Below are 25,308 nucleotides of genomic sequence, written 5' to 3'. Positions count from 1 at the left end.
CCGCCTTGACCTGCAACAGGTCCTGGCAGGTCTCGATGATCAGCGCGTCGGCGCCACCGGCGATCAGGCCCGCCGCGTTGTCGCGGTAGGCGTCGCGCAGGGTGGCGTACGGAAGGTGACCGAGGGTGGGGAGCTTGGTGCCCGGGCCCATCGAGCCGAGGACGAACCGGGGCTGCTCGGCGGTCGACCAGTGGTCGGCCCGCTCGCGTGCCAGCCGGGCGCCCGCCTCGGAGAACTCGTAGATCTTCTCGGGGATGCCGTACTCGCCGAGGGCCGCGAAGTTGGCGCCGAAGGTGTTGGTCTCCACGCAGTCGACGCCCACCTCGAAGTAGGCGTCGTGCACGGCCTGGACGATGTCGGGACGCGTGACGTTGAGCACCTCGGGGCAGCCCTCGTGACCCAGCACGTCATCGAGCGTGATGTCGTAGGCCTGCAGCATGGTCCCCATGGCCCCGTCCGCGACGATCACCCGATCGGCCAGGGTCTGTCTGAAGGACGCTCTGCTGTTCATGAAGTCAAGCCTAGCGGGAGGCGCGATGTGACCGTCCGACCGCCGGAATCGCACGGGCCTTCCACCGCGCGGCAGGGGCTCCAGCGGGGCTCTAACGTCCGGCTGTCGCCTCTCCGTGACACTGAACGCCCCTCAACGAATAGGCTTAGACAGGCACAAGGCCGCCGCCGGCGGCCGAGAGGACGTCTCAGGCACGTGGGCGGCCTCGGCCAGGCGAGGAGGAGGCGGCGCGTGATCGAGCTCGAAGGACTTCCCGAGCTCGTCGACCCGGTGCTGATCGCCGCGTTCGAGGGCTGGAACGACGCGGGGGAGGCGTCGAGCGGCGCTCTCGCGCACCTGGAGGCGGAGTGGAAGGCCACCCCGCTCGTCGAGCTCGACCCTGAGGACTACTACGACTTCCAGGTCACCCGCCCGGTCGTCGAGATGGGCGACGGCCTCACGCGCTCCATCGTGTGGCCCACCACCCGCCTGCTCGTGGCGCGCCCGCCGGGCAGCAAGCGCGACGTGGTGCTGCTGCGCGGCATCGAGCCCAACATGCGCTGGCGCACCTTCTGCGCCGAGCTCGTCAGTATCAGCCTGGAGCTGGGCGTCGAGACCGCGGTGCTGCTCGGCGCCCTGCTCAACGACTCCCCCCACACCCGGCCGGTGCCGATCGTGGGCTCGGTGAGCGATCCGGGTCTCGCCCGCTCCCTCAACCTGGAGCTGACCCGCTACGAGGGCCCCACCGGCATCGTCGGGGTGCTCCAGCACTCCCTCGGCGTGGCGGGCACCAAGACGGTCTCGCTGTGGGCGTCGGTGCCTCATTACGTCGCCCAGCCGCCCAATCCCAAGGCCACTCTGGCCCTCCTGCGCCGCATGGAGGACCTGCTGGACATTCCCATGCCGCTCGGCGAGCTGCCCGACGAGGCGCAGGCGTGGGAGCACGGGGTCGACGAGCTGGCCGCCCAGGACTCCGAGGTCGCCGAGTACGTGCGCGAGCTCGAGGAGCGCAAGGACGCCGCCGAGCTGCCGGAGGCCAGCGGCGACGCGATCGCGGCCGAGTTCGAGCGCTACCTGCGGCGGCGCGACAACGACACCGAGGGCTGACACGGACACGCGTCCCCGCGAGGCGCGCGGGTGGGCATACTAACGACGAAGACCGCTAAAAGGCGCAATTCGCATACTTCCCGTTATTGCCCACGCCGGTCCGAGATTTCGAGTAATAATTGGCCGCTGCGCCGTTCCGCACCATTGCACCTGGGCGGCAGCCTCACGCGCGGCAACGATTCGATAACGGAGAGAAACACGACTCCGCAAACATCGTGAACGACGCCACCCGCGTGCTGAACCTACACATGTGACTGCGCACCTTGGGACCCCCATGGCGACTCAATATCCCGATCCGCACAAGAGAGCACAGGAGACGCGGCGACGCGTTCTCGAAATGGCCGTTTTCATGAAACAGGAGGGCGCGGACGGGGCCGGCCACCCCGCCATCGGCGCCGCCCACCCGGTGGACGGCGCCGCGTACCCTCAGCTGCGGGGCGCGACTCCGGCCCAGGCCGTGGACATGTTCCTCGCCCTTCTGCAAGACCGGCTGCCTGTCTGGCTCCGCACCCTGGAGACCCTGATGCACATGACCGGCAAGGGACGGGTGAACGACAACCTCCTGCCCGTCGCGCGTGCCGGCATCGCCTACTACGCCGAGGTGCAGGCCGCGGCGATGCCCGCGTTCCTCTCCCCCTCGATCACCGTGCGGTTCCGCGAGGCCCTGCGCGAGACCGATCTCGGCCCGGCCTCCGAGATCGCCCCCCTCGCCGAGTACCTCGCCGCCGAGCGCGGTCTCGGGCGGGTGTCGCCGGACGTCACCCCCGAGGCCAGCGCGCGACTGCTGCTCGCCGGGTGCTTCCGGCACGCCTACTACGAGATGTTCATCGGCTCCGGCCTCTCGCGGGACGACGGCGCGGTGGAGATCGTACGAGAACTGCGGCTGGAGACCGTCACCCCACGGGCGCCCGCGCTCTCCTGAGCCGCCGGCCCCGGGCCTCCCCTGCCGGTCGCGGCGGCGGCCTCGTCGAACCTGTGCCACGCCAGGGTGGCCAGGTCGTCCTCCGCACCGAGCGGGCGGCTCACCACGTCGGCCCCGCTCGACTCCAGCCGTCCATGGAAGAACCCAGGGGCCAGCAGGTAGGAGGCGAGCGCCACCCGTGGCGCGGGGCCCGAACGCAGCCTCTCCAGGGCCGCCGCGACCGTCGGGCTGCCCGCCGAGGCGAACGCCGCGGTGACCGGGCGCGCCAGCCGTACCGACAGCAGCCGGGCGGCGGAGCGCACGTCGGCGAGGGCGGCGGGGTCGGAGGAGCCGGCCGCGGCGAGGATCACCGCGTCGGTGGACCGCAGGCCGGCCGACGCCAGCCGGCGTACCAGCACGGAGGTGATCAGCGGGTGCGGGCCCAGCCGGCCCGCCACGACGGCGTCCGGCCTGGCCTTGGTCACAACGGCCGGCAGGTCGATGTGCACGTGGTAGCCCCCCGCGAGCAGCAGCGGGACCACGACCACCGGCCCAGGCACGCTCACCAGGACGTCGGCCAGCAGGGGCGAGCTGATCTCCAGGTAGGCGAGCTCGACCCGGTGGCCGGGCCGCGCCCTGCGCACCCGGTCGGCGAGGGCGGAGAGCGTGGCTTCACCCGCCGCGCTCCGCGTGCCGTGGGCGACCAGCACCAGCGTCCCGGCGGCCCCTGCCGCCGGGGGCTTGCCTCGGGAACCGCCCCTCTGGGGGGCCTCCCGGTTCGTCCTCACCCGTCGTCCTTCCGGTCGCGGCCTCTGCCGGCCGTGAGCCTCACCGGGCGTCCATCCGGTCGCAGGCCAGCCGGTAGCCGCGCTTGACGACGGTCTCGACGATGCCCGACGGGCCGAGGGCGCGGCGGAGCCGGGTGACCGCCATCTCGACCGCGTGCTCGGCCGAGTCCCTGGAGGGGCCGCCCGGCAGCACCACGCGCAGGTCGGAGCGGGGCACGACGTGGCCGGGACGCTCGGCGAGGCGCTTGAGCACGGCCATCGGCGCGGGCGGCAGCGGCTTGAGGTCGCCGTCGACGGCGACCGCGTGCCCGCGGATCTCCAGCTGGTGGGCGCCCGCGGTCACCCGCGTGACGCTGTGCTCGGGCAGGTGGCGGGCCAGGGTGCGGGCCAGCGCGCCGAGGCGCGAGCGCTCCGGCTGGATCACCGGCACGCCCTTGGCCAGTAACGGTGCCGCCGTCACCGGGCCGACGCAGGCGGCCACCACCGGGCCGCTGAAGGCCGCGACGAGCGAGTCCTCCAGACTCTCGGCCCTGGCGGCGTTGAGCATCGCCAGCACGGCCGGGGCGCTGGTGAACGCCACGGCGTCCACCGACCCCGAGATCGCCTGGGTGATCAGGCGGCGCAGCGGGGAGGCGTCGCGGTAGGGCAGCCAGCGGTAGACCGGCACCTCGATCACCGTGGCGCCCGCCGCCCGGAGCTGGGCGACGAACGCGGTCAGCGGCTCGCCGTGCAACTGCACCACGATGCGCCGCCCCCTCAGGTCCTGGCCGAGGAGGTACTGCTTGATCTCCTCGCAGGACTCCGTCAGCGGGGTCCAGTGGTCGTTCAGCCCGGCGGCGCGCACCGCCCCGCGGGCCTTCGGTCCCCGGGGCAGCAGCCGCGCCGCCGCCAGGTGGTCTGCCAGGTCGGCGGAGAGCCCCCAGCCCTCGGCCGCGGCCATCCACCCCCGAAATCCCACGCCGGTGGTGACCACCACGTCGTGGACCGGCCCTTCCAGGGACTCGCGGGTGGCCGCGAGCAGGTCGGCGTCCTCGGCGAGGGGCACCAGGCGGATCGCGGGAGCCCGTACGACCCGGGCGCCCCGCCGTTCCAGTAGGGCCGCGAACTCCTCCCTGCGGCGGGTCGCGGTCACCCCGATGGTGAACCCGGCAAGCGCGTCGGGCGCCGTCTCGAGGGTGGTCAGGGGATTGTCCAGAAGCGCGGCTGTCATTCCACGCTCACCTCCACGGTGCCGTTGGTGACACGGGTCGGATATGTCGGTACTGCAATGGCCGGCTCGTCCAGGCAGACGCCGGTGACCAGGGAGAAGACCTGCTTGTGCATGGGCGTCGCCACCACGGGCTCGTCGCCCCTGGTGCCGATGATGCCGCGCGACATCACGTACGCCCCGCTGTAGGGGTCGCGGTTGCCGACGGCGAACAGGCGCCCGTCGTAGGCCCGGAACAGCGCGATCTGGCGTCCCCTGACCAGCGCGGCGGCGCCGCGCTCGGGGATCAGGTCCGCGTAGGCGCAGATCGCTTCCCACCTCTCGCCGGTCCGGGTCACCGGAGCCTTCTGGACGGTGGTCATCGGCGTGTCACCTCCACGAGCACGGGCTTGATCTGGTCGCGTTCGGTCTCGAAGGCGATCGAGGGGTCGGGGGTGCCGGGGGCGTTGACGAAGCTGACGAACCGGCGCAGCTTGTCGGGGTCCTCGACGGTGGCGCGCCACTCGTCGAAGTAGCCGGCGACGTGGCGCTCCATGCCCGCGTCCAGGTCGGCGGCGATCCCCAGCGAGTCGTTCACGATCACGTCGCGGAGGTGGTCGAGGCCGATGCCCTGGACCCAGGCGGCCGTGCGCTGGAGGCGGTCGGCCGTGCGGATGTAGAACATCAGGAAGCGGTCGATCGTGCGGACCAGCTGTTCGTCGGTCAAGTCGCTCGCCAGCAGGTCGGCGTGGCGGGGCTTGAAGCCGCCGTTGCCCCCGACGTAAAGGTTCCAGCCGTTGTCGGTGGCGATGATCCCGAAGTCCTTGCCGCGCGCCTCGGCGCACTCGCGGGCGCACCCGGAGACGGCCGCCTTGAGCTTGTGCGGGGAGCGCAGCCCCCGGTAGCGCAGTTCGAGCGCGATGGCCATGCCGACCGCGTCCTGCACCCCGTACCGGCACCACGTGGACCCCACGCAGGACTTCACCGTGCGCAGCGCCTTGCCGTAGGCGTGCCCGGACTCGAAGCCGGCGCCGACCAGCCGCTTCCAGATCTCGGGAAGCTGCTCCACCCGGGCACCGAACAGGTCGATCCGCTGCCCACCGGTGATCTTGGTGTAGAGGCCGAAGTCGCGGGCGACCTCCCCGATCACGATGAGCTTCTCCGGGGTGATCTCGCCGCCCGGGATGCGGGGCACCACCGAGTATGTGCCGTTCTTCTGGATGTTGGCGAGGAAGTGGTCGTTGGTGTCCTGCAGCGCCGCCTGCTCGCCGTCGAGGACGTGCCCGCCGTTCAGCGACGCCAGGATCGAGGCGATGACGGGCTTGCAGACGTCGCAGCCGCGCCCCCGGCCGTGCTCGCCGATGAGCCGCGAGAACGTCGTGATCCCGCGCGCCCGGACGATCTCGAACAGCTCGGGCCTGCTGTGGTCGAAGTGCTCGCACAGCGCCTTGCTCGGGACGACGCCCTCGGCCGCCAGGATCGAGACGAGCGAGGGAACGCAGCTGCCGCAGCTCGTGCCCGCCCTGGTGCACTTCTTGACGCCCGCCACGTCGGTCAGGCCGTGCTCGGCTATGGCCGCGCCGATGTCCCCCTTGGTGACGTTGTTGCAGGAGCACACCTGCGCGTCGTCGGGGAAGTCCGCCCCCGTGACCCCCGCCACCGAGCCCGTCCCCGCGAACAGCAGCTCGCTCGGCGCTGCGGTCAGCGCCCTGCCGACCATGGGCCGCAGCAGGTTGTAGGGCGAGGCGTCGCCGACGCAGACGCCGCCGAGCAGGGTGCGGGCGTCGTCGCTGATGAACAGCTTCTTGTAGACGCCGGCCACCGGGTCCATGTAGGTCACGTCGAGCTCGCCGGACAGCCGCCCGAAGCTGGCCACCTCGACGCCGAGCAGCTTGAGCTTGGACGACAGGTCCGCGCCGGTGAACGACGCCGAGCCGCCGAGGACGCGGTCGGCGGCCACCTCCGCCATGGTGAAGCAGGGCCCGACCAGGCCGTAGACCATGCCGCCTGCCAGGGCACACTCCCCCACGGCGTAGATCGCCGGGTCGGCGGTGCGCATCCCTTCGTCAACGACGACGCCGCCCCGCTCGCCCACGGGCAGGCCGGCCAGACGGGCCAGCTCGTCGCGCGGGCGGATGCCCGCGGAGAAGACCACGACCCCCGCGTCGACGGCCGTGCCGTCGGCGAGGATCACCCGGTCGTCCTCGACGCGGTCGAGGCCCGTCCCGGTGTGCACGGTGAGGCCGAGCCTTTCGATGTGGCCCCTGAGCACCGCCCCGCCGCCCTCGTCGACCTGGCGGGGCATCAGCCAGCCGCCCATCTCGACGACGTGCGTGGAAAGCCCGAGCCCGCGCAGCGCGTCGGCCGCCTCCAGCCCGAGCAGGCCGCCACCGACGACCACCCCGGAGCCGACCTGCGCGGACGCCGCGCGGATGGCGTCCAGGTCCTCGATGGTGCGGTAGACGAAGGCCCGCCCGGCCCCGGGCACCGGCGGCACGAACGGCGCCGACCCCGTGGCGAGGACCAGCACGTCGTACGGCTCGTCGTGGCCGGCCTCGGTGGTCACGGTGCGGCGGGCGCGGTCGATCGAGGCCACCCTGTCGCCCAGCCGCACCACCACCGGCCCGCCGGGAGCCGGGTAGGTCAGGTCGTCCGCGCTCGTGCCCGGCAGGCCGGACAGGTAGGAGGTTAGCGCCACGCGGTCGTACGCGGGCCTCGGCTCCTCCCCGAAAACGGTGATCGTGCCGGTGAAGCCCCTGTCGGCCAGCGTCTCGACGAACCGGTGGGCCGCCGGCCCGTACCCCGCGACCACGATCCTCACGCGCGGACCTCCTCTTGCTCGCGCAGCCAGCCGATGAGCCCCTCGACCGCGTTGCGGCAGGTGCCGCACCCGGTCGTGGCCCTGGTGGCGGCCACCACGGCCGCCGTGTCGCGGGCGCCCGCCTCCCAGCAGGCGCGGATGCGCCCCTTGGTCACGTTGTTGCACTCGCACACCCGCGCGGAGTCGGGCATGCGGACCGGGCTGTCGGCGAGCGCCGCGCCGTCGAGGCCGGGGAACAGCAGCCCGGCCGGGTCGCCGGGAAGCGGCCCGCCCCGGTCGTAGAGCTGCGTGAGCGTGCCGACCGTGGGCGACTCGCCGACCAGGATCGCGCCCACCAGGCGGTCGTTTCTGATCACGAGCTTGCGGTAGATGCCTCGCGCCCTGTGGCTGAAGCTGACGACCTCCACCGCGCCGGAGGCGTCCTCGGTCAGGTGCGTCTCGCCCATGGCCGCCAGCTCGACGCTTTTCGCCTTCAGGCGGGTGACCAGGCGCGAGCCGCGGTACCTCGCGGTAGGATCCGCCCCGGTGATCAGGTCGGCCACCACGGCCGCCTGCTCCCACGCGGGCGCCACCAGGCCGTACACCGTGCCGTCATGCTGGGCGCACTCCCCGATGGCGTAGATCGCCGGATCGGCGGTGCGCATCCGGTCGTCGACGACGATCCCCTGGGCCACCTCCAGGTCGGCGTCTCTGGCGAGGCCGGCGAGCGGCCGTACCCCGCAGGCGAGCACCACCAGCTCCGACGCGCGCGTCTCGCCCGTGGCCAGCTCGACGCCGTGGGCGTGGATCGCCGAGACGCTGACCCCGGTCCTGACGGTCACCCCGAGCCCGGCCAGCGCCTCGCCGAGCACCAGCCCGGCCTCGGCGTCCAGCTGGCGGTCCATCAGGTGCCCGGCCAGGTGGAGCAGGGTGACCGGCATGCCGCGCCCGGCGAGGCCGCGCGCGGCCTCCACCCCGAGCAGGCCGCCGCCGATCACGACCGCGCCGGTCGCGGTCGCCGCCGCGCCCAGGATGCGGTCGCAGTCATCCATGGTGCGGAACGCGATCGCCCGGGTGGCACCGGGGATCGGCGGCACGACCGGCTCGCTGCCCGTCGCCAGCACCAGCACGTCGTACGGCTCGCGCCCGCCGCCGGCGGTCAGGACCGTGCGGGATTCGCGGTCGATCGCAGTGACCGTGACGCCGAGGCGGGCGGTCACCCCCTCGGCCTGCGCGGGCAGGCGCACCTGCTCGGGGCTCGCGGTGCCCGCGAGCACGTTGGACAGCAGCACCCGGTTGTACGGCCCCCGGGTCTCGGCTCCGAACACCGTGACCTGGACGCTCTTGTCCCGGGCGCGGACCTCACCGGCCAACCGGGTGCCGGCCATGCCGTTGCCGATGACGACGAGCCTCACGCGCCCCGCCCCCGCCCGGCACGCGCCGCCGCGCCATCCCGCTCGCCCGCCATCAGGACGGGGGCGCGCCGCTCGACGCGCACGGCGCAGACCTTGAACTCCGGCATGCGGGACACCGGGTCAAGGGCGGGGTTGGTGAGACGGTTCGCGCCCTCCCAGTGGAAGGGCATGAACACCGTGTCGCGGCGGATGGCGCGGGTGACCCTGGCGACGGCCTCGGCCGAGCCCCTGCGGCTGGACACCGTGACCATGTCACCGGGCGCCACCTCCAGGCGTTCGGCGAGGTCGGGGTGGAGCTCGACGTACGGCTCGGGGGCCGCCTCGTTCAGCGCGGGGATCCGCCGGGTCTGCGCGCCGCTCTGGTAGTGCGCGAGGACGCGGCCCGTGGTCAGGTAGTACGGGTAGTCGCCGTCGATGTCCTCGGCCGCGGGCCGGTGGTCGACGGGCACGAACCTGGCCCGCCCGTCCGGCGTGGGGAACCGGTCGAGGAACGGGCGCGGCGTGCCGGGGTGGTCCTCGGATGGAGCGGGCCAGAAGACGCCGGTCTCGGCGGCGATCCGCTCGTAGGTGATGCCCGAGTAATCCGCGACTCCGCCCGCGCTCGCCCGGCGCAGCTCGTCGAACACCACGCCCGGGTCGGCGGAGAAGCCCTCGTCGTGACCCAGCCTGCCGGCGAGGCCGGAGAGGATCGCCAGGTCGCTCCGCACCCCCGAGGGCGGAGCGACGGCCTGGCGGCGCAGCAGGACCCTGCCTTCCAGGTTGGTCATCGTGCCGTGCTCCTCGGCCCACTGGGTGGTGGGAAGCACGACGTCGGCCATCGCGGCGGTCTCCGACAGCACGAAGTCGGAGACCACGAGCAGGTCGAGCGCGGCGAGCCGCTCGCCCACGTGGCTCGCGCGCGGGGCCGACACCACCGGGTTGGAGCCGAACACCAGCAGGGCCCGCGCCCCCTCGGCGGTGCCGAGGGTGTCGAGCAGCTCGTACGCCGAACGGCCGGGCCCGGGAAGCTCGCCGGGGTCGATCCCCCAGACCCCGGCGACGTGCGCGCGGGCGGCGGGATCGCCGATCGAGCGGTAGCCGGGCAGCTGGTCGGCCTTCTGGCCGTGCTCGCGCCCGCCCTGGCCGTTGCCCTGGCCGGTGACGCAGCCGTAGCCGGAGCCGGGCCGTCCCGGCAGGCCGAGCGCGAGGGCCAGGTTGATGAACGCGGTCACCGTGTCGACGCCCTTGGCGTGCTGCTCGGCGCCCCGGCCGGTGAGGATCATCGCCGTGCCCGCGCCCGCGAGGAGGTGGACGGCCTCGCGCATCCGGGCCACCGGCACACCGGTGACCCGCTCGGCGCGCTCGGGCCACCACGACGCCACCGACTCGCGGACCGCCTCGAAACCGGTCGTGCGGGCGGCGATGTAGTCCAGGTCGGCCTGCCCCTCGGTGATCGCGATGTGCAGCAGCGCCAGGGCGAGCGCCAGGTCGGTGCCCGGGGTCACCCGCAGGTGCAGGGTGGCCTGCCTGGCCGTGCGGGTGTCCCTCGGGTCGATGACGATGAGGGTGTTGCGCAGATGCCGCAGGAACGGCGGCATGGTCTCCGCGACGTTGCCGCCGACCATCATCACCGCGCCGGCCGCGGCGACGTCGGTGATGGGGAACGGCAGGCCCCGGTCCATCCCGAACGCGCGGTTCGAGGCCGCCGCCGCGGACGACATGCAAAAGCGGCCGTTGTAGTCGATATGGCTGGTCCCCAGCGCCACCCGGGCGAACTTGCCGAGCTGGTAGGCCTTCTCGTTGGTGAGGCCGCCGCCTCCGAACACCGCCACCGCGTCCCTGCCGTGCTCGGCCTGGATCCCGCGTACGGCCGCGGCGACGCGGTCGAGCGCGTCGTCCCAGCTCACCGGCTCAAGAGGGCTCGTACGGCTCGCGCGGGCGAGCGGCGTGGTGAGGCGTGCGCCGCTGGTCAGCAGCTCACCTGCCGTCCATCCCTTCTGGCAGAGTGCTCCGGCGTTCGCCGGGATGTCGTGCCGCGGGGTGATCGCGATCGTGCCGCCGGTCCCCCCGCTGACGTTCATGCCGCACTGCAGCGCGCAGTACGGGCAGTGCGTCGCCTCTCCCCTGTGGACCGGCGACATCACAGGCGCCGGCGGGGAAAGTGAGATCAGCATGGATTCGATGGTGCTTTCAGGCCGTTTCACCGTTGGGTCCCTCCTGTTACCTCTGTGCTACAAGCCGCCAACCGTGTTCACATCCGGGGTGGATCGCCTGTGCGCACATCGCCGCGACCGCCCCGTGAGGAGTCACGCTCAGACGCGGGCGGCGGCGAGGCTGGGCGCGAGGCGGGCGCCCACCGTGCGCAGGTAGCAGAACCACGTCAGCGCGGCGCAGGCGGCGTAGAAGCAGGCGAACGCGACCAGCGCGGCGCCCGCGCCGCCCGTCGCCGCGATCGAGGTGCCAAAGCCCCGGTTGATGAAGAACCCGCCGAAGGCGCCCACGGCCGAGATGATCCCGATGGCCGCCGAGCTGTCTCGCCTGCCGGCCGCGACGGCGGCGGCGAGCGCCGTCTCGTCCCCGGCAGGGACGCCCTCGACCGCCTTGGCCTTGAAGATGGCGGGGATCATCCGGTACGTCGAGCCGTTGCCCACCCCCGTCAGCGCCACCAGCAGCAGGTAGGCGCAGAAGAACAGGGCGAAGCTGTTGGCGCCCAGCCCGAAGGCGACCAGCGCGATCGCCACCACCATCGCGGCGAAGTTCCACAGCGTGACCCGCGCCCCGCCCAGCCGGTCGGACAGCCGCCCGCCCGCGGGCCTGATCAGCGAACCCACCAGGGCCCCGAGGAAGGCCCAGGTGACGGCCGAGGCGTGCCCGGGGAACTGGCTCTTGATGAGCAGCGGGAAGGCGGTGGTGTAGCCGATGAACGAGCCGAACGTGCCGATGTAGAGCAGCGACATGATCCAGGTCTGCGCCCTGCCGGCGATCTTCAGCTGTTCCCTTGCGCTCGCCCTGGCGGAGGTGAGGTTGTCCATGAAGAAGAACGCGCAGACGGCGGCGACCACGATGAACGGCACCCAGAACAGCCCGGCGGCCGCCAGCCCGAACCCGGTGATCACCAGCGGCATGACCAGCTGAACGGAGCTGACGCCGATGTTGCCGCCCGCGGCGTTCAGGCCGAGCGCCCAGCCCTGCTTCTTCTCGGGGTAGAAGTAGGTGATGTTGGCCATGCTGGAGGCGAAGTTGCCGCCGCCGAGACCCGCGGTGGCCGCGATGAGCAGGAAGGCCCAGTACGGCGTCGCGGGGTCGCCGACCGCCACGGCCAGCAGCACGGCCGGCACGAGCAGCAGCAGGGCGCTGACCACGGTCCAGTTCCTGCCGCCGAACTTCGCCGGGGCGAAGGTGTAGGGCAGGCGCAGCGCCGATCCGACCAGGTTCGGCAGCGAGACGAGCCAGAACAGCTGGTCGGTGGAGAACCGGTAGGCGCCGAGCTTGACGGCGACGATGCTCCAAACGGTCCACAGGGTGAAGCCGAGATGCTCGGCCAGGATCGAGAACACCAGGTTCCTGCGGGCGACGCCCTTGCCCCGGCTCTCCCAAAAGCCCGGGTCGTCCGGGTTCCAGTCGGATATCCATCGGCCCTTCGCCGGCACGGTCCGCATAGCCTCCGCCACCGTCACGGTTCCTCCTCTTTTGTTGTGAATCGGGAGGTCCGAAGGTATCGGAAACGATCACACCGCTTGACGACGGTTGTCAGGTATTGGCGTTACGTCTGACGCACCGGCGAAACTCGTGATCTACAGGCATCACGCCCGCAACATGGATTTAACAAAGATTGCCCGGCGGGCAGACCGGGAACTCCTCCTGGGGAAACCTTCAAACGGAGTCGTCACCCCCCGGGAGCGGGCATGACCAGCGTCCAGCCGATCAGGCTCTTCGCCGATCCGGTGCTCCGCACCGTGGCCGACCCGGTCAGGGAGTTCGACCGCTCCCTGCGGGAGCTGGTCAAGTCGCTCCTGGCCACCACCCGCGCCGGGTCCGGCCGCGCCGGGCTCGCCGCTCCGCAGATCGGCGTGCCGCTGCGCGTCCTGGTCTTCGAGGTCGACGGCAGGTCGGGCCACCTGGTGAACCCCCGCCTGGAGGCGTCCGGGCGCACCATCGTCGCCGACGAGGCGTGCCTGTCGGCCCCCAACATCTGGTGGCCCCTGGAGCGTTCCTACTCCGTCGTCGCCCGTGGCCGCGACATGCACGGCAAGCCCGTCACCGTGCGCGCGCTCGGGATGCTGGCCAGGGTGCTCCAGCACGAGGTGGACCACCTCGACGGCGTGCTGTTCAGCGACCGCCTCCCCGCCGAGGAGCGGGAGCGGTTCCTGGAGACCATGCCCTAGATCGGCCACCGGTCCCGTCTCCCGCCGGCCCCAGTACGACCCCGCCTCGCCGGACTACACCGGCACACCTTGATTGTCTGTGTGCTGTGTCCCTTTTTTCCTAAAACGAGCGTTCTGTGCTCATGTGGGCGGGTAGGGCAACGATCGATTCGGCAGGCCGGAGAAGGAGGCAATTGTGACAGGCGGACTGAAGGTAGCCCTGGCCGTCGCCCTCGGATACTTCCTCGGCCGTCACCGCCGGTTCAAGCTGGCGGTCGCGCTGGGCGTGGCGGGGGCCACGGGCCGGTTGGGCGGGGCCCGGGGAAACCTGCTGGAACAGGGACTCAAGCTGGTCAGCTCCTCCCCGGAGCTGGAAAAGATCATCAGCAGTGTCCGCGGCGAGCTGTTCGAAGCCGGGAAGGCCGCGGCCAAGGCCACGGCGAGCAGGCAGGTGGGCTCGCTGAGCACCAAGCTCCAGGAGCGCGCCGAGGCCCTGCAGCACGCGGCCGACGTCGCCGCGGGCCTGGAGGACGTCGCGACCGGCGCCACGACCGCCGCGACCGGCGCGGCCGAGGGTGCCACGAAGACGGCCAGAGGCGGGGTCAGGGGCCTTCGCGACAGGGCGGCCGGTGGAGTGCGCGCCGCCCGTTCCCGCGTGCGCCCGCCCGCCGAGGAAGAAGAAGAGGAAGAGCCGTACGAGGACGAGTACGACGAGTACGAGGACGAAGACGAGGAGTACGAAGAGGAAGCACCCCCGCGGCGCGGGCCCTCGGGAACCGAAGGCCGCGGCAGACCGGCCGGACGTGGAGTAAGGGAGCCCCTGGACGACGAGGAAGAGGAAGAGGACGAAGACGAGGAGCCCGGGCCGCGCGGCCGCGTGGTGCGTGACCAGCCGCCGCCGCGTTCCCGTCCCATTCGCCGGAACCGGGGGTGACGTCCATGGCGGACAAGGACAAGGGCGGAGCGGCCGGGGGGCTGCTGAGCCCGGTCAAGCACCAGCTACGGGGCATCGCCGGCATCGCCGGCAAGCTGGCCCTCGCCGCGGTGAAGCGCAAGGTCGAGCAGACCACCAAGCAGCTCACCGGCATCGCCGAGGGCGGCGGGCTCCAGACGCTCGGCCAGCTGGCCGGCTCCGAAGGCAAGATGGGCCGGGTCAAGGGCCTGGCCAAGATGGCTTGGGGCGGCCTGAAGCAGAAGCTCGGGTTCGGCGGGGCGGCGGGCAAGAAGAAGCTCAAGCTCACCAACATCGTCGAGTCACTGGACTTCGGAGCGCCCCGCCGCCTGGTGTACGACGTGTGGACGCAGTTCGAGGACTGGCCGACCTTCACCAAGAAGATCGAGAAGGTCGTCCAAGAGAGCGACGAGAAGCTCACCTGGCAGGTGAAGATCTTCATCCCCCGCCGCCAGTGGGAGTCCACGATCATGGAGCAGGTCCCGGACGAGGAGATCATCTGGCGGTCGAAGGCCGCGAAGGGCTATGTCGACGGGTCGGTGACCTTCCACGCGGTCACCGACGACATGACGCGGGTCCTGATGGTCCTCGAGTACCACCCCAAGGGCCTGGTAGAGCACATCGGCAACCTGTGGCGGGCACAGGGACGCCGCGCGCGCCTTGAGTTCAAGCACATCCGGCGCCACATCATGACGCAGGTGCTGCCCCACCCCGAGGAGATCCAGGGCTGGCGCGGCGTCATCCACGATGGCGAGGTCGTCAAGGACCACGAGACCGCCATGCGCGAGGAAGAGGAAGAGCGCGAGCGGGAGGAACGCGGCGAGGCCGAGCCCGAGGAAGGCGAGTACGAAGAGGGCGAGTACGAAGAGGGCGAAGCGCCCGAGGAGGGCGAGGAGGAGCCCGAGGAGGGCGAAGAGGCCGAAGAGGCCGAAGAGGCCGAAACCGAGGAGGGGGAGGCCCCCGAAGGCGAGGAGGCGGCCGCCGAGCCCGGGGAAGAGGGCGGCGAGGAGGCTCGTGAACGGCGCCGCCGTCTCTGGAGCAGGCGGGGTGAACGCCCGGACAGGCCCCGGGGCGCCGTCCCCGCCGCGGAAGAGGAACCACGGGCACGACGGCGCGGGCCCGAGCCCTCGGAGGCTCCCGCCCGCAGGCGCGGGCCCGAGAGCGGAGAGCCGGGGGAACCACCGGTCCGGAGGCGCAGACCCGAGAGCGGGGAGCCCGGCGAGCCACCGGCCCGCAGGCGCAGACCCGAGAGCGACGAGCCCGGCGAGCCACCGGCCCGCAGGCGCAGACCCGAGAGCGGCGAGCCCGGCGAGCCACCGGCGAGGCGGCGCAGGCCGGAGACCGCCGAAGGCGAGGAGCCCGCTCGCCGGCGTCCACGCCCCGAGCCCGGACCCCAGGGCCGGTGAGACGGCCCGCCACCCCGTAGACACCGACACCAAGGAGCGCAGCGTATGACCATCGTGCAGCCCTCAGGGGGCGGAGCGGCCGGGCGGTCGTCTTCGGGCGGCGGACTGGCCGACGTCATCGACACGATTCTCGACAAGGGCCTCGTCATCGACGTCTACGTCAGCGTCGCCCTCGTGGGCATCGAACTGCTGACCATCAACGCGCGTGTCGTCGTCGCCAGCGTGGACACCTACCTGCGGTTCGCCCAGGCGGTGAACCGGCTGGACCTCGCGGAGGGCCAGAAAGGGCTTCCCGAGCTGATGCAGGACATGACGCAGGGCGTCGCCAAGTCGAAGACCAAGGGCATCGCACAGGGCGCGCTGGAGGCCGCGGGCGACAAGCTCCGCGAGTTCATCGAGCCCGCCGAAGAGCCGGCGCCGCGTCGCAGGCGCAGGCGGGAGGAGGACTGATATGGCCCGCTCAACCCCGAGTGCCCCGGCACCCGGATCCGGCCAGGACACCCGGCAGGACGTACCCCAGGGCTCGCAGGCGCCCAAGCCCGGGGGCGGCACGCGCACCGCCGCCGGCACGCGGATCCCCGACAAGACGCGTGAGGCCGCCGGCGCGAAGGACGCCCAGGAGTCCGGCACCACTCCCAAGGCCGAGCGGCGGCCGGGCCAGAGGGGGGAGGACTCCGGCGCCGCCGGGGTCCCGGGCGAGCAGGCGACCGCGTCGTACATCTACGGGATCCTGCCGGGAGACGTCGAGTTGACCCCTGAGGCCCGGGGGGTCGGGGACCCGCCGGGCGAGATCAGGCTGGTGCGGCACGAGGACATCGCGGCGCTGATCAGCGACCTGCGCCTGAACCGTCCCCTCGGCATGCCCCAGGACCTCGTGGCGCACCAGAGCCTGCTGGACGACGTCGCCGCCGAGGTGCCGGTGCTCCCGCTGCGCTTCGGCGCGGTCATGGAGAGCCCGGAGGCGGTGGTCAGAGAACTGCTGGCACCCCATCACGACGAGTTCCGCTCCGCGCTCGAAGACCTCGAAGACCGCGCCCAGTACGTCGTCAAGGCGCGCTACGAGGAGGGCACGGTGCTCAGGGAGGTGCTCCAGGAGCAGCCGGAGGCCAGACGGCTGCGCGAGGAGATCCGCGACCTGCCCGAGGAGGCGACCTGGGACGCCCGGATCCGGCTCGGGGAGGTCATCAACGAGGCGATCGAGGCGAAGCGGGCCGCCGACACCCAGACCCTCGCCGAGGGCTTGGCGCCCCACGCCGTGGCGGTCGTCATCCGCGAGCCGACCCACGAGGTGGACGCCGCGCATCTGGCCGTCCTGGTGGAGACCGGCAGGCAGGACGACTTCGAGGAGGCCCTGAACGAGTTCGGCCGCAGGTGGGCGGACCGCGTCACCCTGCGCCTGCTCGGCCCGCAGGCCCCGTACGACTTCGTCACGACACAGAGATAGAGGTCCTGAGACATGGGTTTGTTCGGCATGCTCGTCAGCTGGCCGCTCGCGCCGGTCCAGCTGCTGATCAAGCTCGGCGAGCTGATAGAGGAGCAGGTCGACCACCAGCTGCACGACCCGGCGTCCGTGCGCCGACAGCTGGAGGAGGTGGAGGAGGCCAGGGCCGCCGGCCTGATCTCCGAGGAGGAGGAGGCCCGCGCCATGGAGGACATCCTCCAGCGGATGATGTCCTAGCGGCGCGGCCTCCCCGGAAGCGGCGAAAGGAAGTGATGTCGTGCCCGCGAGTCGCAGGTTGCATGGTGAGCCCGTCGAACGTGGTAGGCGCGGTGAGCGCGTCGCCGGCGGATACGCTCCCGGCGACTCCTACGAGTACGACGACGCCGTGGACGACGCCCTGGACGAGGACGCCCCGGCGGAGGAGGACGAGCCTGCCACGCCGCCGGGACGCCGCGCGGAGCGGGTGAGGCCGTCGCGGCGCCTGACGGCGGCCACCGCCGGGCGCGCGGGGCTGCGCTACATCACCGAACTGACCGGCAAGGACGTCGAGGGGGTCACGCTGGTGCAGCCGGCGGGCGACGGGTGGACCGTCGAGGTGGAGGTCGTGGAGGACCACCGCGTCCCCTCCTCGGGCGACACCTTGGGGATCTACGCGGTCGATCTGGACTCCGAGGGCGACCTTGTGTCGTACCGGAGGGTCCGGAGCTTCAAGCGCGCCAAGGGTGACACGGGCGGGGTGTGCTGAGGTGTCCGACCCGACGCGCTCCGCGCGCGTGACGCCCCAGCCGTACGGCTCGCGGGCGCCCGTGGCACGCGACTCCGGCGGCAACCTCGGCGACATCCTTGAGCGGGTGCTCGACCGGGGCGTCGTGATCGTGGGCGACATCCGGGTGAACCTGCTGGACATCGAGCTGCTCACGATCAAGCTGCGGCTGCTGATCGCCTCGGTGGACACCGCTCGGGAGCTCGGCATCGACTGGTGGGAGCACGACCCGTGGCTCAGCTCGAAGGACCGCGACCTGGTGGAGGAGAACCGGACGCTGCGGCGCCGGCTCGCCGCCGTGGAGGGCGAGGAAGCCGTGGAGGCTGAGGAAGCCGAGCCGCGCCCGATCGAGCGGCCGCGCGGGACCGAGGCCTACGAGCGCGACGGGGCGTACCGGACCGCCGGCCGGAAGGACCGCGGTGGCTGACACGGGGACGTACCTGTACGCGGTCACCCGCGAGGAGGACCGCGTGGATCCGGCCGCCCTGGAGGGCCTGACGGGCGTGGCGGGAGCCCCCGTCCACACGGTGGCGCACGCGGGCCTCGTCGCGTACGTGGGGACCGTGCCGCTGGAGGAGTTCGGGGAGGGGCCGCTGCGCCGCTCGCTGGAGGATCTCGACTGGGTCGGCGAGACCGCCCGCGCGCACAACCGCGTCGTGGAGGCCGTGGCCGAGGTGGCCCCGACCGCCCCGGTGCGGCTGGTGACCGTGTACAGCGGCGAGGACCAGGTCCGCGACATGCTGGACCGCAGGCGCGACGACTTCGCGGCGGTGCTGGCGCAGGTGGCCGGACGGCTGGAGTGGGGCGTGAAGGCGTACGCGGAACGGGCCGCCGAGCCGCCCTCCGAGCCCGGCCAACAGAGGGCGGCGCCGGTGAAGCCGGGGACCGACTACCTCAGGCGCCGTAAGGAGAGCCTGCGCAGCCGCGACGACGCCTGGCGCGACGCGGCGCGACGCGCGGAGGACATCCACGCCGCCCTGGCGGCCGTCGCGGTCGCGAGCAGGCGCCACCGGCCCCAGGATCCGCAGCTGTCCGGCCGCGACGACTGGATGCTGCTGAACGGGGCCTATCTCGTCGACGAGGATCTGAGCGAGGAGTTCGCCGCCACCCTGGACGGGCTTCGCGGGCCGGGGGTGGAGATCGAGCTCACCGGCCCCTGGGCGCCGTACTCCTTCACCCAGTTGGAGCCCGGCGGCGCGGAGGCCGAGCCGGGCGGCGGCGAACCACGGCCGGGCGTACCGGAAGCGGAGTCGCGGGAGTCGGAAGCGGGGGCGCGCGATGACGCGTGACCTAGCCCCGCGGGGCGCTCGGCTGGCGGCCGAGGGACGGCTGCCCACCGAGCGCGTCGCCCTGGTGGACCTGCTCGACCGGCTGCTGGCGGGAGGCGTCGTGATCACCGGCGACCTGGTCCTGTCCATCGCCGACATCGACCTCGTGCGCATCTCCCTGCGAGCCCTGGTCATGTCGGTCCGGGCGTCCGAACCGCTCGAAACGGGGGTGCGGCATGAGCAGTCCCCGCTCTGACCCCTCCGGGCCGCGCGAGCCCGCGCGCGGCCGGGTGCGCAGGGTCCCCGAAGGCTCCGACCCGCGCTCGGGTAGCTGGCACCTCGACACCGACCCCGAGACGGTCGAGCGCGACCTGACCCGGCTGGTCCTCACCCTGGTCGAGCTCGTCCGGCAGCTCGTGGAGCGCCAGTGCGTGCACCGGATGGACCAGGGCGACCTGTCGGAGGAGCAGATCGAGACGCTCGGCCTGACGCTGATGCGCCTGGAAGAGGCCATGGCCGAGCTGTGCGAGCGCTTCGGCCTGTCCCCTTCGGACCTGAACCTCGACCTTGGCCCCCTGGGCACCCTGCTTCCGACCGACTGAGCGGCCCCTTAGAGCGCGACTCCGAGGAGGGTGTCGGCGATGGCGCGTACCAGGGCGGGCGCGCCGGGGTCGGTGCCCTCGCCGCCGGCCGCGCGGGCGGCCCAGGCGTCGACGGCCGCGAGCGCCCCGGGCGTGTCCAGGTCGTCGGCCATGCGCTCCCTGACCTGCTGGAGGACGGGGAGCGCGTCCGGGCCGGCCGGCAGGCCGGCGGCGGAGCGCCAGCGCGCGAGCCGCTCCGACGCGGAGCCGATCTGGCCGGCGGTCCACTCCCAGTCGGCGCGGTAGTGGTGGGCGAGCAGGGCCAGCCGGATCGCCATGGGGTCGTGCTCGGCGCGGAGCCGGGAGACGAACACCAGGTTGCCCCGGGACTTCGACATCTTCTCGCCGTCGAGCGCGACCATGCCCGCGTGCACGTACGCCTTGGCGAAGGGCCACTCCCCCGTGGCGACATGCCCCTCGCTGGCGCCCATCTCGTGGTGGGGGAAGATCAGGTCGGAGCCGCCGCCCGACACGTCGAACCCGCTGCCGAGGCAGCTCAGCGCGATCGCGGTGCACTCGACGTGCCAGCCGGGCCGTCCAGGGCCGAAGTCCGACGGCCAGGACGGCTCGCCGGGCCGCTCGGCGCGCCACAGCAGCCAGTCGAGCGGGTGGCGCTTGCCCTCACGCGCGGGGTCGCCGCCGCGCTCGGCGAACAGTTCGAGCATCTGCTCCTCGGAGTAGCCCGAGACGGCGCCGAACTTCGGGGCCGCGGCGACCGAGAAGTAGACGTCGCGGCCGATCTCGTAGGTGGCGCCCTTGTCCTTCAGCCGCCCGATCAGCTCGGCGACCTGGGCGACGACCTCGGTGACGCCCACGTACTCGTCGGGGGGAAGGACGCGCAGCGCTTCCATGTCGGTGCGGAAGAGCTCGATCTCCCGCTCGGCGAGGTCGCGCCAGTCGATGCCCGTCTGCTCCGCGCGCTCCAGGAGCGGGTCGTCGACGTCCGTCGCGTTCTGCGTGAAGTGGACCCTGTGACCGGCGTCCCGCCACACCCGGTTCACCAGGTCGAACGCAAGGTAGGTGTTGGCGTGGCCGAGATGGGTCGCGTCGTACGGCGTGATGCCGCAGACGTACATCCGTGCCTCAGGAGCCGGGGATGTCTCCCTGATCCCCCTTGCCGAGGTGTCGTACAGCCGGAGAGGAAGGCCGGCGCCGGGCAGGGGGGAGATGTTCGGAGCGGACCACGATCGCATGCCCTGAGCCTATCCAGGTGGCGGGGTGGTGCGATCACACCGGGGTGTCCGTTTTGAGGCGAGAGAGTCCATGGTGGCCAATGACACAAAAAGGTACTTAGGTACGTTCCAACGTGGCAGAATCTTGCCGCCGTGGTACGGGGTCCGGCGCTGAGCATCACATGCCAAGGGAGAGCGCATTTGCCGGCTTTCAGGCCCCTGGGGCCCACCGATCCAACGAAGATCGCCTCCTACCGGGTGACGGGACGGATCGGTGAGGGCGGCCAGGGGGTCGTCTACGCCGCCGAGAGCGGGTCGGGCGAGCGGGTCGCGGTGAAGCTGCTGCACCGGCGGTTCTCCGACGACGAGCGGGTGCGGCGCGCGTTCGGCATCGAGCTCCGGCAGGCCCAGCGCGTCACCGACCCCCGCGTCTCCCGCGTCCTCGCCTACGGCATCCACGACCACCGCCTGTACTACGCCGGCCAGTACATCGAGGGCCCGTCCCTGTGGGAGGTCGTGGAGAAGCAGGGTCCCCGCCCCGAGAGCGAGCTGGACGGGCTGGCGACCGCCACGCTGGCGGCTCTGGCCGCCATCCACGAGGCGGGCACGGCACACGGCGACTTCCGGCCCGGATGCGTGCTGCTCGGTCCCGACGGGCCACGGGTGATCGACTTCGGCGTCGGGCGCGCTCTGGACGGTCCGGCCGCGACCGGCCTGCTCGTGGGCACCTCGCCGTTCACCGCGCCCGAGCACCTGGCGGGGACGGTCCCCGGCCCCGAGAGCGACATGTTCGCGTGGGCGGGCACGATGGTCTACGCGGCCACCGGGCGCGCCCCGTTCGGCCAGGACTCGGTCCCCGCGGTGATCAACCGCATCCTGAACGGCGTGCCCGACCTGTCCTCGCTGGCCGGGTCGCTGCTCGGCGCCGTCGAGGCCTGCCTGGACAAGACCCCGGCCCGGCGGCCCTCCGCGCGGGAGTTGCTCGCCCGCCTCGAACGGCCTGGTTCCTGGTCCGCTTCCCTGTCCCCGCTGCCGCGTCTTCCCGCCGTCCCGCCGGCGCCGGGGCGAACGTACCCGCCGCCCGCCGCTCCCCGCTCGTATGAGGGGCCCATCCCGCTGAGCTCGCGGCCGATGTGGCCGAGGCCCGGGGAGGTCGCGCGCCGCGACCCGGCACCACGAGAGCTCCCGGCGCCCCCGCCTCCACCGTCGCGGCCCGATGAGTTCCTGGTGGAAGCCGCCATGGCGCCGGACAGGCAGGCGCTCACCCGCCGCAGGCGCCGTGGGCGGCGCAACCGCGCCCTGGTCGTGGCCGCGCTCACCCTGGTGGCCGCTGTCGCGGTGGCCCTCTTCGCCGCGCCCGGCGGCCCCGCGGACAGGGAGGTGCCGGGTGTGGCCCTCGCGCCCACGCTGGGCGTCGGGCGTCCGCCCACCACGGAACCGGCGGTCCCGCCGACCATCGAGCCGACCCCGGTCCCCTCCCCGTCGGCGAGCGAATCGAAGGCGGCGAAGGATCTCGCGCCGAGCTGGAAGGCCACGACCACCCGGGTGGCCAGGCCGGTGCTGGCGGTGACGCCCGTCACGGTGAGAGTCCAGTCGGACTACATCTTCTACGTGAACATCAGGCTCAAGGCGCCGGGCGCGGCCGTGCGGTGGCGCGCCTCGATCACCGAGGGCGGCGTGCTCAGCTCGACCAAGGGGCAGATCGACGCGGGGGGTTCGGCCGTCATCACCGCGTACGGCACGCCTTACTGCAGCACGTCCAAGGTCCGGTTCACCTCCAACGGAGGCGACAAGACCGTGACGATCATCTGGGGCGGGGTGCTGTGCTGACCTCGCTCACGCGGCGGCCGGCAGGCGCATGACCTCGTACCAGGAGCCGGGGTCGGCGGGGCGCGGGCAGAACTCGTAGCGCAGAGCGCCTGTGCCCAGGGCGACCAGCGTGACCGAGGACGTGCCCCACACGCGCCCGTCCGCCAGCTCCTCGCGGACCACCAGCGCCCTCGGATCGGTGAGGTGAAGTCCCCCGCCTGAGGCGAGCCCCCGCCACGCCGCCCATGCCCCCCGCGAACCGTCGCCGGTGTCACGGGCGCAGGGACGCCCGGCGGCGGCGAAGGCCGGCCGGAAGAACGCGGCGCGGGCGCCGGCGGCGTCCCGGTCCCACCCGCTGTTGACGATGACGTGCGCGCCGGCCGGGAGCTTGTCGTCGGTCAGCCCCTGACCGTCCCAGGTCCACAACCGCACGCCGCCGAGGTCCGCGACGAGCAGGTGGAACGGGTCGTAACAGGACAGGTCGCCCCCGGGGAGCTCGCCGGCGGACGCCGCCCGGAGCGGCAGATCGCCACGGGACCTTCGCACGGACGGATCGGCCTCCCTGCCGCACCCGTTCAGCAGCGCGGCCACGCGGGGGCCGCCGGGGTCGACGGCCAGCCAGGTGCCGCCCGCCGACAGGTCGCGCCCGCCCACCAGGCCGGGGAACTCCGGCCAATGGGCCGCGGGCGGCTCCCAGGGCCGCGCCGCGAACTCGTCACGCACTCCGGCGAGCACCACGGGCGTCTCCGCACCGGGCTCGACACCGACGATCACCGTACACACGCCCGTTCCCTCCAAGGCCGGTAGAGATGGACAGCCCAACCAGGGTACGCCTCCGGCACGGCGGGGTCACAAGGTCAGATCGGCGGCCAGGGGATCGCGGGCCAGTCGTCCGAGGGATACGGGTGGATGCCGGTGCTGAGCAGCCGGCGCACCCGTTCCCACGTGGCCTCCACCTCCGGGAGGGTCAGCAGCTCGCGCAGCCGGCGGCCCAGCCTGCCGCGCTCGATCTCGCGTTCCAGCTTGGCCAGGACGTTCACCGCCTCGCGCGGAAGCGGCTTGCCGCGCCACTGCCACAGCACGGTGCGCAGCTTGTCCTCGGCGGCGAAGCAGACCCCGTGGTCGACGCCGTAGATGTGCCCGTCGGGCAGCGGCAGCAGGTGGCCGCCCTTGCGGTCGGCGTTGTTGACCACGGCGTCGAAGATGGACATGCGGCGCAGCACGGGGTCGCGGCTGCGGATCAAGGCCATGAGGTCGGCCTCGGGGTCGGTGTCGATCCACAGCTGGCACATGCCGGGGCCGAACGGGCCGTCGCGGTAGACGCTCGGCGGCACGATGCGCCAGCCGGTGGCCGCCGACACCTCGAAGGCGGCGACCTCCCGCGCGGCGAGGGTGCCGTCCGGGAAGTCCCACAGGGGCCGCTCGCCCCTGACCGGCTTGTAGACGCACTCGGCCACCACGCCGTCGAGGCGGATGGAGCAGTAGAGCGTCATGTTGGTCGCCTCGACCAGACGGCCGGCGACCTCGATGGTGCCCTCGCGCAGCAGGCGCAGGGCGGTGACGTCGTCGAGCCCGGACGTGCCGGGGATGCTGCTGAGCCGGGGGTCGCTCTCTGCACTCACGTACTGTCCCCCCGGTGGCCGTTGAGGCGGACGCAGATGTGTCCCTCCGCGTCGAGCGGCTGCCCGCACAGGGGGCACGGCGGCCGTCCCGCGGCGACGATCTCCAGTGCCCGCTGGGTGAACGCGCGGGCGGCGGCGGCGCTGATGTGCACCCGCAGGACGGCGGAGCCGGGCCGGTCGTCGTCGATGACGGGCTCCTCCTCCTCGTCGTCCCCGGAGACCTCTTGCGCCTCGATGACCACCTGCGAGGTGTCGGGATCCCAGGCGAGGGCCATGGTGCCCACCCGGAAATCCTCGTCGATCGGGAGGTCGAGGGGTGCCTTGTCGGCGAGCTCCACCGGGGCCATGGCGGGCACCGGGGCGGTGCCTCCGCTGCGGCGCAGCACCTCGTCGAGCAGCTCGTCGAGCCGATCGGCCAGAACCGCGACCTGGAACTTCTCCAGGCCCACCGTCGTTATCCGCCCCTGAGCACGGGCCTGCAGAAAGAAGGTGCGTGATCCCGGTTGCCCAACGGCACCGGCCACGAACCTGTCTGGCGGATCGTAGTCGAAGACCGGCATAGCCCGACCTTACGTGGTCCCGGCTCCGCCGCCGACAGCGGCGTCGCTCTCGGTGAAATTTTCTCCCCCGTCTTGCTGATCCGAACCCTCAGGCAGGGGCGCGGGGGGTATGAGATTTTCCACCCCGCCGCCTACGTCGTTGACCCTGAGGACGAACGGCCGCAGGGCGGTGTACCGGATCGCCGTGAGGGACGCGGGATCGGCCGTGATGCGCTGGAACTGGTCGAGGTGGACGCCCATCGCGTCCGCCACGATCGCCTTGATCACGTCTCCGTGGCTGCACACCAGGTAGACCGCGTCGTCACCGAGCTTGGCGTTCCAGTGCCGTACGGCCGCGACCGCGCGGCGCTGCACGCCCGCCAGCGACTCGCCGCCGGGGAAGACCACCGCGCTCGGGTGCTGCTGCACCACCCGCCACAGCGGCTCCTCGGCGAGCTCCTTCAGCGGGCGCCCGGTCCAGTCGCCGTATCCGCACTCGCCGAACCGGTCGTCGCTCTCGACCTTGAGGCCTTCGCGCCCCTGGAGCACCGCGCGGGCGGTCTCCTGGCACCGTTCGAGAGGGCTGGACACGATCGCGTCGAGGCGCAGAGGGGGCGAGTACGGGCACGTCCCCTTCGGCGACCGAAGGCTGCGCTGCCCCTGCG

The 25,308-nt window shown here is 72.5% G+C and carries 27 protein-coding genes; 14 read left to right on the top strand and 13 right to left on the bottom strand.

All coding sequences use genetic code 11. The annotated features are described in order from the left end of the window. Positions 1–511 (bottom strand): homocysteine S-methyltransferase family protein (locus AB0O34_RS28735; RefSeq protein WP_363920611.1); only part of this gene is annotated, 511 nt, incomplete at its 3' end. A 231-nt stretch (positions 512–742) separates the two neighbouring features. Here AB0O34_RS28735 and AB0O34_RS28730 point away from each other — a divergent pair. Together AB0O34_RS28730 and AB0O34_RS28725 are read left to right on the top strand one after the other, a co-directional pair. Next, positions 743–1,597, top strand: coding sequence for a PAC2 family protein (locus AB0O34_RS28730; protein WP_363920609.1), 855 nt, complete (start codon positions 743–745; stop codon positions 1,595–1,597). A 349-nt stretch (positions 1,598–1,946) separates the two neighbouring features. Next, a complete protein-coding gene (locus AB0O34_RS28725; protein WP_363920607.1) occupies positions 1,947–2,519 on the top strand; it encodes a hypothetical protein in 573 nt (190 codons plus the stop codon). Here the strand turns inward: AB0O34_RS28725 and AB0O34_RS28720 are convergent. The 7 genes from AB0O34_RS28720 to AB0O34_RS28690 all read right to left on the bottom strand — a co-directional run bounded on the left by AB0O34_RS28720 (position 2,411) and on the right by AB0O34_RS28690 (position 12,343). After that, a complete protein-coding gene (locus AB0O34_RS28720; protein ID WP_363920605.1) occupies positions 2,411–3,286 on the bottom strand; it encodes a CbiX/SirB N-terminal domain-containing protein in 876 nt (291 codons plus the stop codon). The genes AB0O34_RS28725 and AB0O34_RS28720 overlap by 109 nt on opposite strands. A gap of 40 nt (positions 3,287–3,326) precedes the next feature. Further along, on the bottom strand, positions 3,327–4,496 hold the full coding sequence (locus AB0O34_RS28715) for a uroporphyrinogen-III synthase (RefSeq protein ID WP_363920603.1): 1,170 nt from the start codon (positions 4,494–4,496) through the stop codon (positions 3,327–3,329). Further along, a complete protein-coding gene (gene nirD, locus AB0O34_RS28710; RefSeq protein ID WP_363920601.1) occupies positions 4,493–4,855 on the bottom strand; it encodes a nitrite reductase small subunit NirD in 363 nt (120 codons plus the stop codon). The genes AB0O34_RS28715 and nirD overlap by 4 nt, the downstream gene beginning before the upstream one ends. Further along, positions 4,852–7,293: a nitrite reductase large subunit NirB gene (gene nirB, locus AB0O34_RS28705; RefSeq protein WP_363920599.1), complete on the bottom strand. Its 2,442-nt coding sequence runs from the start codon at positions 7,291–7,293 to the stop codon at positions 4,852–4,854. Before nirB ends, nirD begins: the two co-directional genes overlap by 4 nt. Then, positions 7,290–8,687: an FAD-dependent oxidoreductase gene (locus AB0O34_RS28700; protein ID WP_363920597.1), complete on the bottom strand. Its 1,398-nt coding sequence runs from the start codon at positions 8,685–8,687 to the stop codon at positions 7,290–7,292. Before AB0O34_RS28700 ends, nirB begins: the two co-directional genes overlap by 4 nt. Further along, positions 8,684–10,807 carry a molybdopterin-dependent oxidoreductase gene (locus AB0O34_RS28695; protein WP_363920617.1) on the bottom strand — a complete coding sequence of 708 codons (2,124 nt, stop codon included), beginning with the start codon at positions 10,805–10,807 and terminating at the stop codon, positions 8,684–8,686. Before AB0O34_RS28695 ends, AB0O34_RS28700 begins: the two co-directional genes overlap by 4 nt. A gap of 171 nt (positions 10,808–10,978) precedes the next feature. Further along, entirely contained in the window at positions 10,979–12,343 is a 1,365-nt protein-coding gene (locus tag AB0O34_RS28690) for an MFS transporter (RefSeq protein ID WP_363920595.1), read from the bottom strand. A 228-nt stretch (positions 12,344–12,571) separates the two neighbouring features. On the opposite strand from AB0O34_RS28690, the gene def reads away from it, so the two are divergent. The 11 genes from def (at position 12,572) to AB0O34_RS28635 (ending at position 19,462) form a co-directional block, all read left to right on the top strand. Next, positions 12,572–13,051 (top strand): peptide deformylase, encoded by a 480-nt coding sequence (gene def, locus AB0O34_RS28685; protein ID WP_363920593.1) that lies wholly within the window; start codon positions 12,572–12,574, stop codon positions 13,049–13,051. A gap of 175 nt (positions 13,052–13,226) precedes the next feature. Next, positions 13,227–13,964, top strand: a complete 738-nt coding sequence (locus AB0O34_RS28680) for a hypothetical protein (RefSeq protein WP_363920592.1) — start codon at positions 13,227–13,229, stop codon at positions 13,962–13,964. Positions 13,965–13,969: 5 nt separating this feature from the next. Further along, positions 13,970–15,388 carry an SRPBCC family protein gene (locus tag AB0O34_RS28675; protein ID WP_363920590.1) on the top strand — a complete coding sequence of 473 codons (1,419 nt, stop codon included), beginning with the start codon at positions 13,970–13,972 and terminating at the stop codon, positions 15,386–15,388. Positions 15,389–15,433: 45 nt separating this feature from the next. Further along, on the top strand, positions 15,434–15,838 hold the full coding sequence (gene gvpJ / locus AB0O34_RS28670; protein ID WP_363920588.1) for a gas vesicle protein GvpJ: 405 nt from the start codon (positions 15,434–15,436) through the stop codon (positions 15,836–15,838). A gap of 1 nt (position 15,839) precedes the next feature. Continuing rightward, on the top strand, positions 15,840–16,832 hold the full coding sequence (locus AB0O34_RS28665) for a GvpL/GvpF family gas vesicle protein (RefSeq protein ID WP_363920586.1): 993 nt from the start codon (positions 15,840–15,842) through the stop codon (positions 16,830–16,832). 12 nt (positions 16,833–16,844) lie between these two features. Beyond that, positions 16,845–17,066, top strand: a complete 222-nt coding sequence (locus AB0O34_RS28660) for a gas vesicle protein GvpG (protein WP_363920584.1) — start codon at positions 16,845–16,847, stop codon at positions 17,064–17,066. A gap of 40 nt (positions 17,067–17,106) precedes the next feature. Beyond that, positions 17,107–17,574: a gas vesicle protein GvpO gene (gene gvpO, locus AB0O34_RS28655; protein WP_363920582.1), complete on the top strand. Its 468-nt coding sequence runs from the start codon at positions 17,107–17,109 to the stop codon at positions 17,572–17,574. Between the two features lie 28 nt (positions 17,575–17,602). Beyond that, a complete protein-coding gene (locus tag AB0O34_RS28650; RefSeq protein ID WP_363920615.1) occupies positions 17,603–18,019 on the top strand; it encodes a gas vesicle protein in 417 nt (138 codons plus the stop codon). Beyond that, positions 18,012–18,881, top strand: a complete 870-nt coding sequence (locus AB0O34_RS28645; RefSeq protein WP_363920580.1) for a GvpL/GvpF family gas vesicle protein — start codon at positions 18,012–18,014, stop codon at positions 18,879–18,881. Before AB0O34_RS28650 ends, AB0O34_RS28645 begins: the two co-directional genes overlap by 8 nt. Then, the gene (locus AB0O34_RS28640) at positions 18,871–19,116 is read left to right on the top strand and encodes a gas vesicle protein (protein ID WP_363920578.1); all 246 of its coding nucleotides are present in this window, start codon (positions 18,871–18,873) and stop codon (positions 19,114–19,116) included. Before AB0O34_RS28645 ends, AB0O34_RS28640 begins: the two co-directional genes overlap by 11 nt. Then, the gene (locus AB0O34_RS28635; protein ID WP_363920576.1) at positions 19,097–19,462 is read left to right on the top strand and encodes a gas vesicle protein K; all 366 of its coding nucleotides are present in this window, start codon (positions 19,097–19,099) and stop codon (positions 19,460–19,462) included. Before AB0O34_RS28640 ends, AB0O34_RS28635 begins: the two co-directional genes overlap by 20 nt. An 8-nt stretch (positions 19,463–19,470) precedes the next feature. On the opposite strand, the gene mshC is transcribed toward AB0O34_RS28635, so the two are convergent. Further along, entirely contained in the window at positions 19,471–20,694 is a 1,224-nt protein-coding gene (mshC, locus tag AB0O34_RS28630; RefSeq protein ID WP_363920574.1) for a cysteine--1-D-myo-inosityl 2-amino-2-deoxy-alpha-D-glucopyranoside ligase, read from the bottom strand. A 180-nt stretch (positions 20,695–20,874) separates the two neighbouring features. Between mshC and AB0O34_RS28625 the strand changes: the two genes are divergently transcribed. After that, entirely contained in the window at positions 20,875–22,503 is a 1,629-nt protein-coding gene (locus tag AB0O34_RS28625; protein WP_363920572.1) for a protein kinase, read from the top strand. A gap of 6 nt (positions 22,504–22,509) precedes the next feature. Here AB0O34_RS28625 and AB0O34_RS28620 read toward each other — a convergent pair whose 3' ends face one another. The 4 genes from AB0O34_RS28620 to AB0O34_RS28605 all read right to left on the bottom strand — a co-directional run. Beyond that, positions 22,510–23,265, bottom strand: a complete 756-nt coding sequence (locus AB0O34_RS28620) for an NRDE family protein (RefSeq protein ID WP_363920570.1) — start codon at positions 23,263–23,265, stop codon at positions 22,510–22,512. A 74-nt stretch (positions 23,266–23,339) separates the two neighbouring features. Continuing rightward, positions 23,340–24,071 carry an SCO1664 family protein gene (locus AB0O34_RS28615; protein ID WP_363920613.1) on the bottom strand — a complete coding sequence of 244 codons (732 nt, stop codon included), beginning with the start codon at positions 24,069–24,071 and terminating at the stop codon, positions 23,340–23,342. A 29-nt stretch (positions 24,072–24,100) separates the two neighbouring features. Further along, on the bottom strand, positions 24,101–24,664 hold the full coding sequence (locus AB0O34_RS28610; protein WP_363920568.1) for a DUF3090 domain-containing protein: 564 nt from the start codon (positions 24,662–24,664) through the stop codon (positions 24,101–24,103). Between the two features lie 9 nt (positions 24,665–24,673). Further along, positions 24,674–25,308 (bottom strand): MSMEG_4193 family putative phosphomutase (locus tag AB0O34_RS28605; RefSeq protein ID WP_363920566.1); only part of this gene is annotated, 635 nt, incomplete at its 5' end.

Origin of the sequence: Sphaerisporangium sp. NPDC088356, from assembly GCF_040685555.1 — a bacterium.
GTDB lineage: Bacteria > Actinomycetota > Actinomycetes > Streptosporangiales > Streptosporangiaceae > Sphaerisporangium.
The sequence above is the reverse complement of the archived record's forward strand: the minus strand, read 5'-3'. Positions and strand labels throughout refer to the sequence as shown.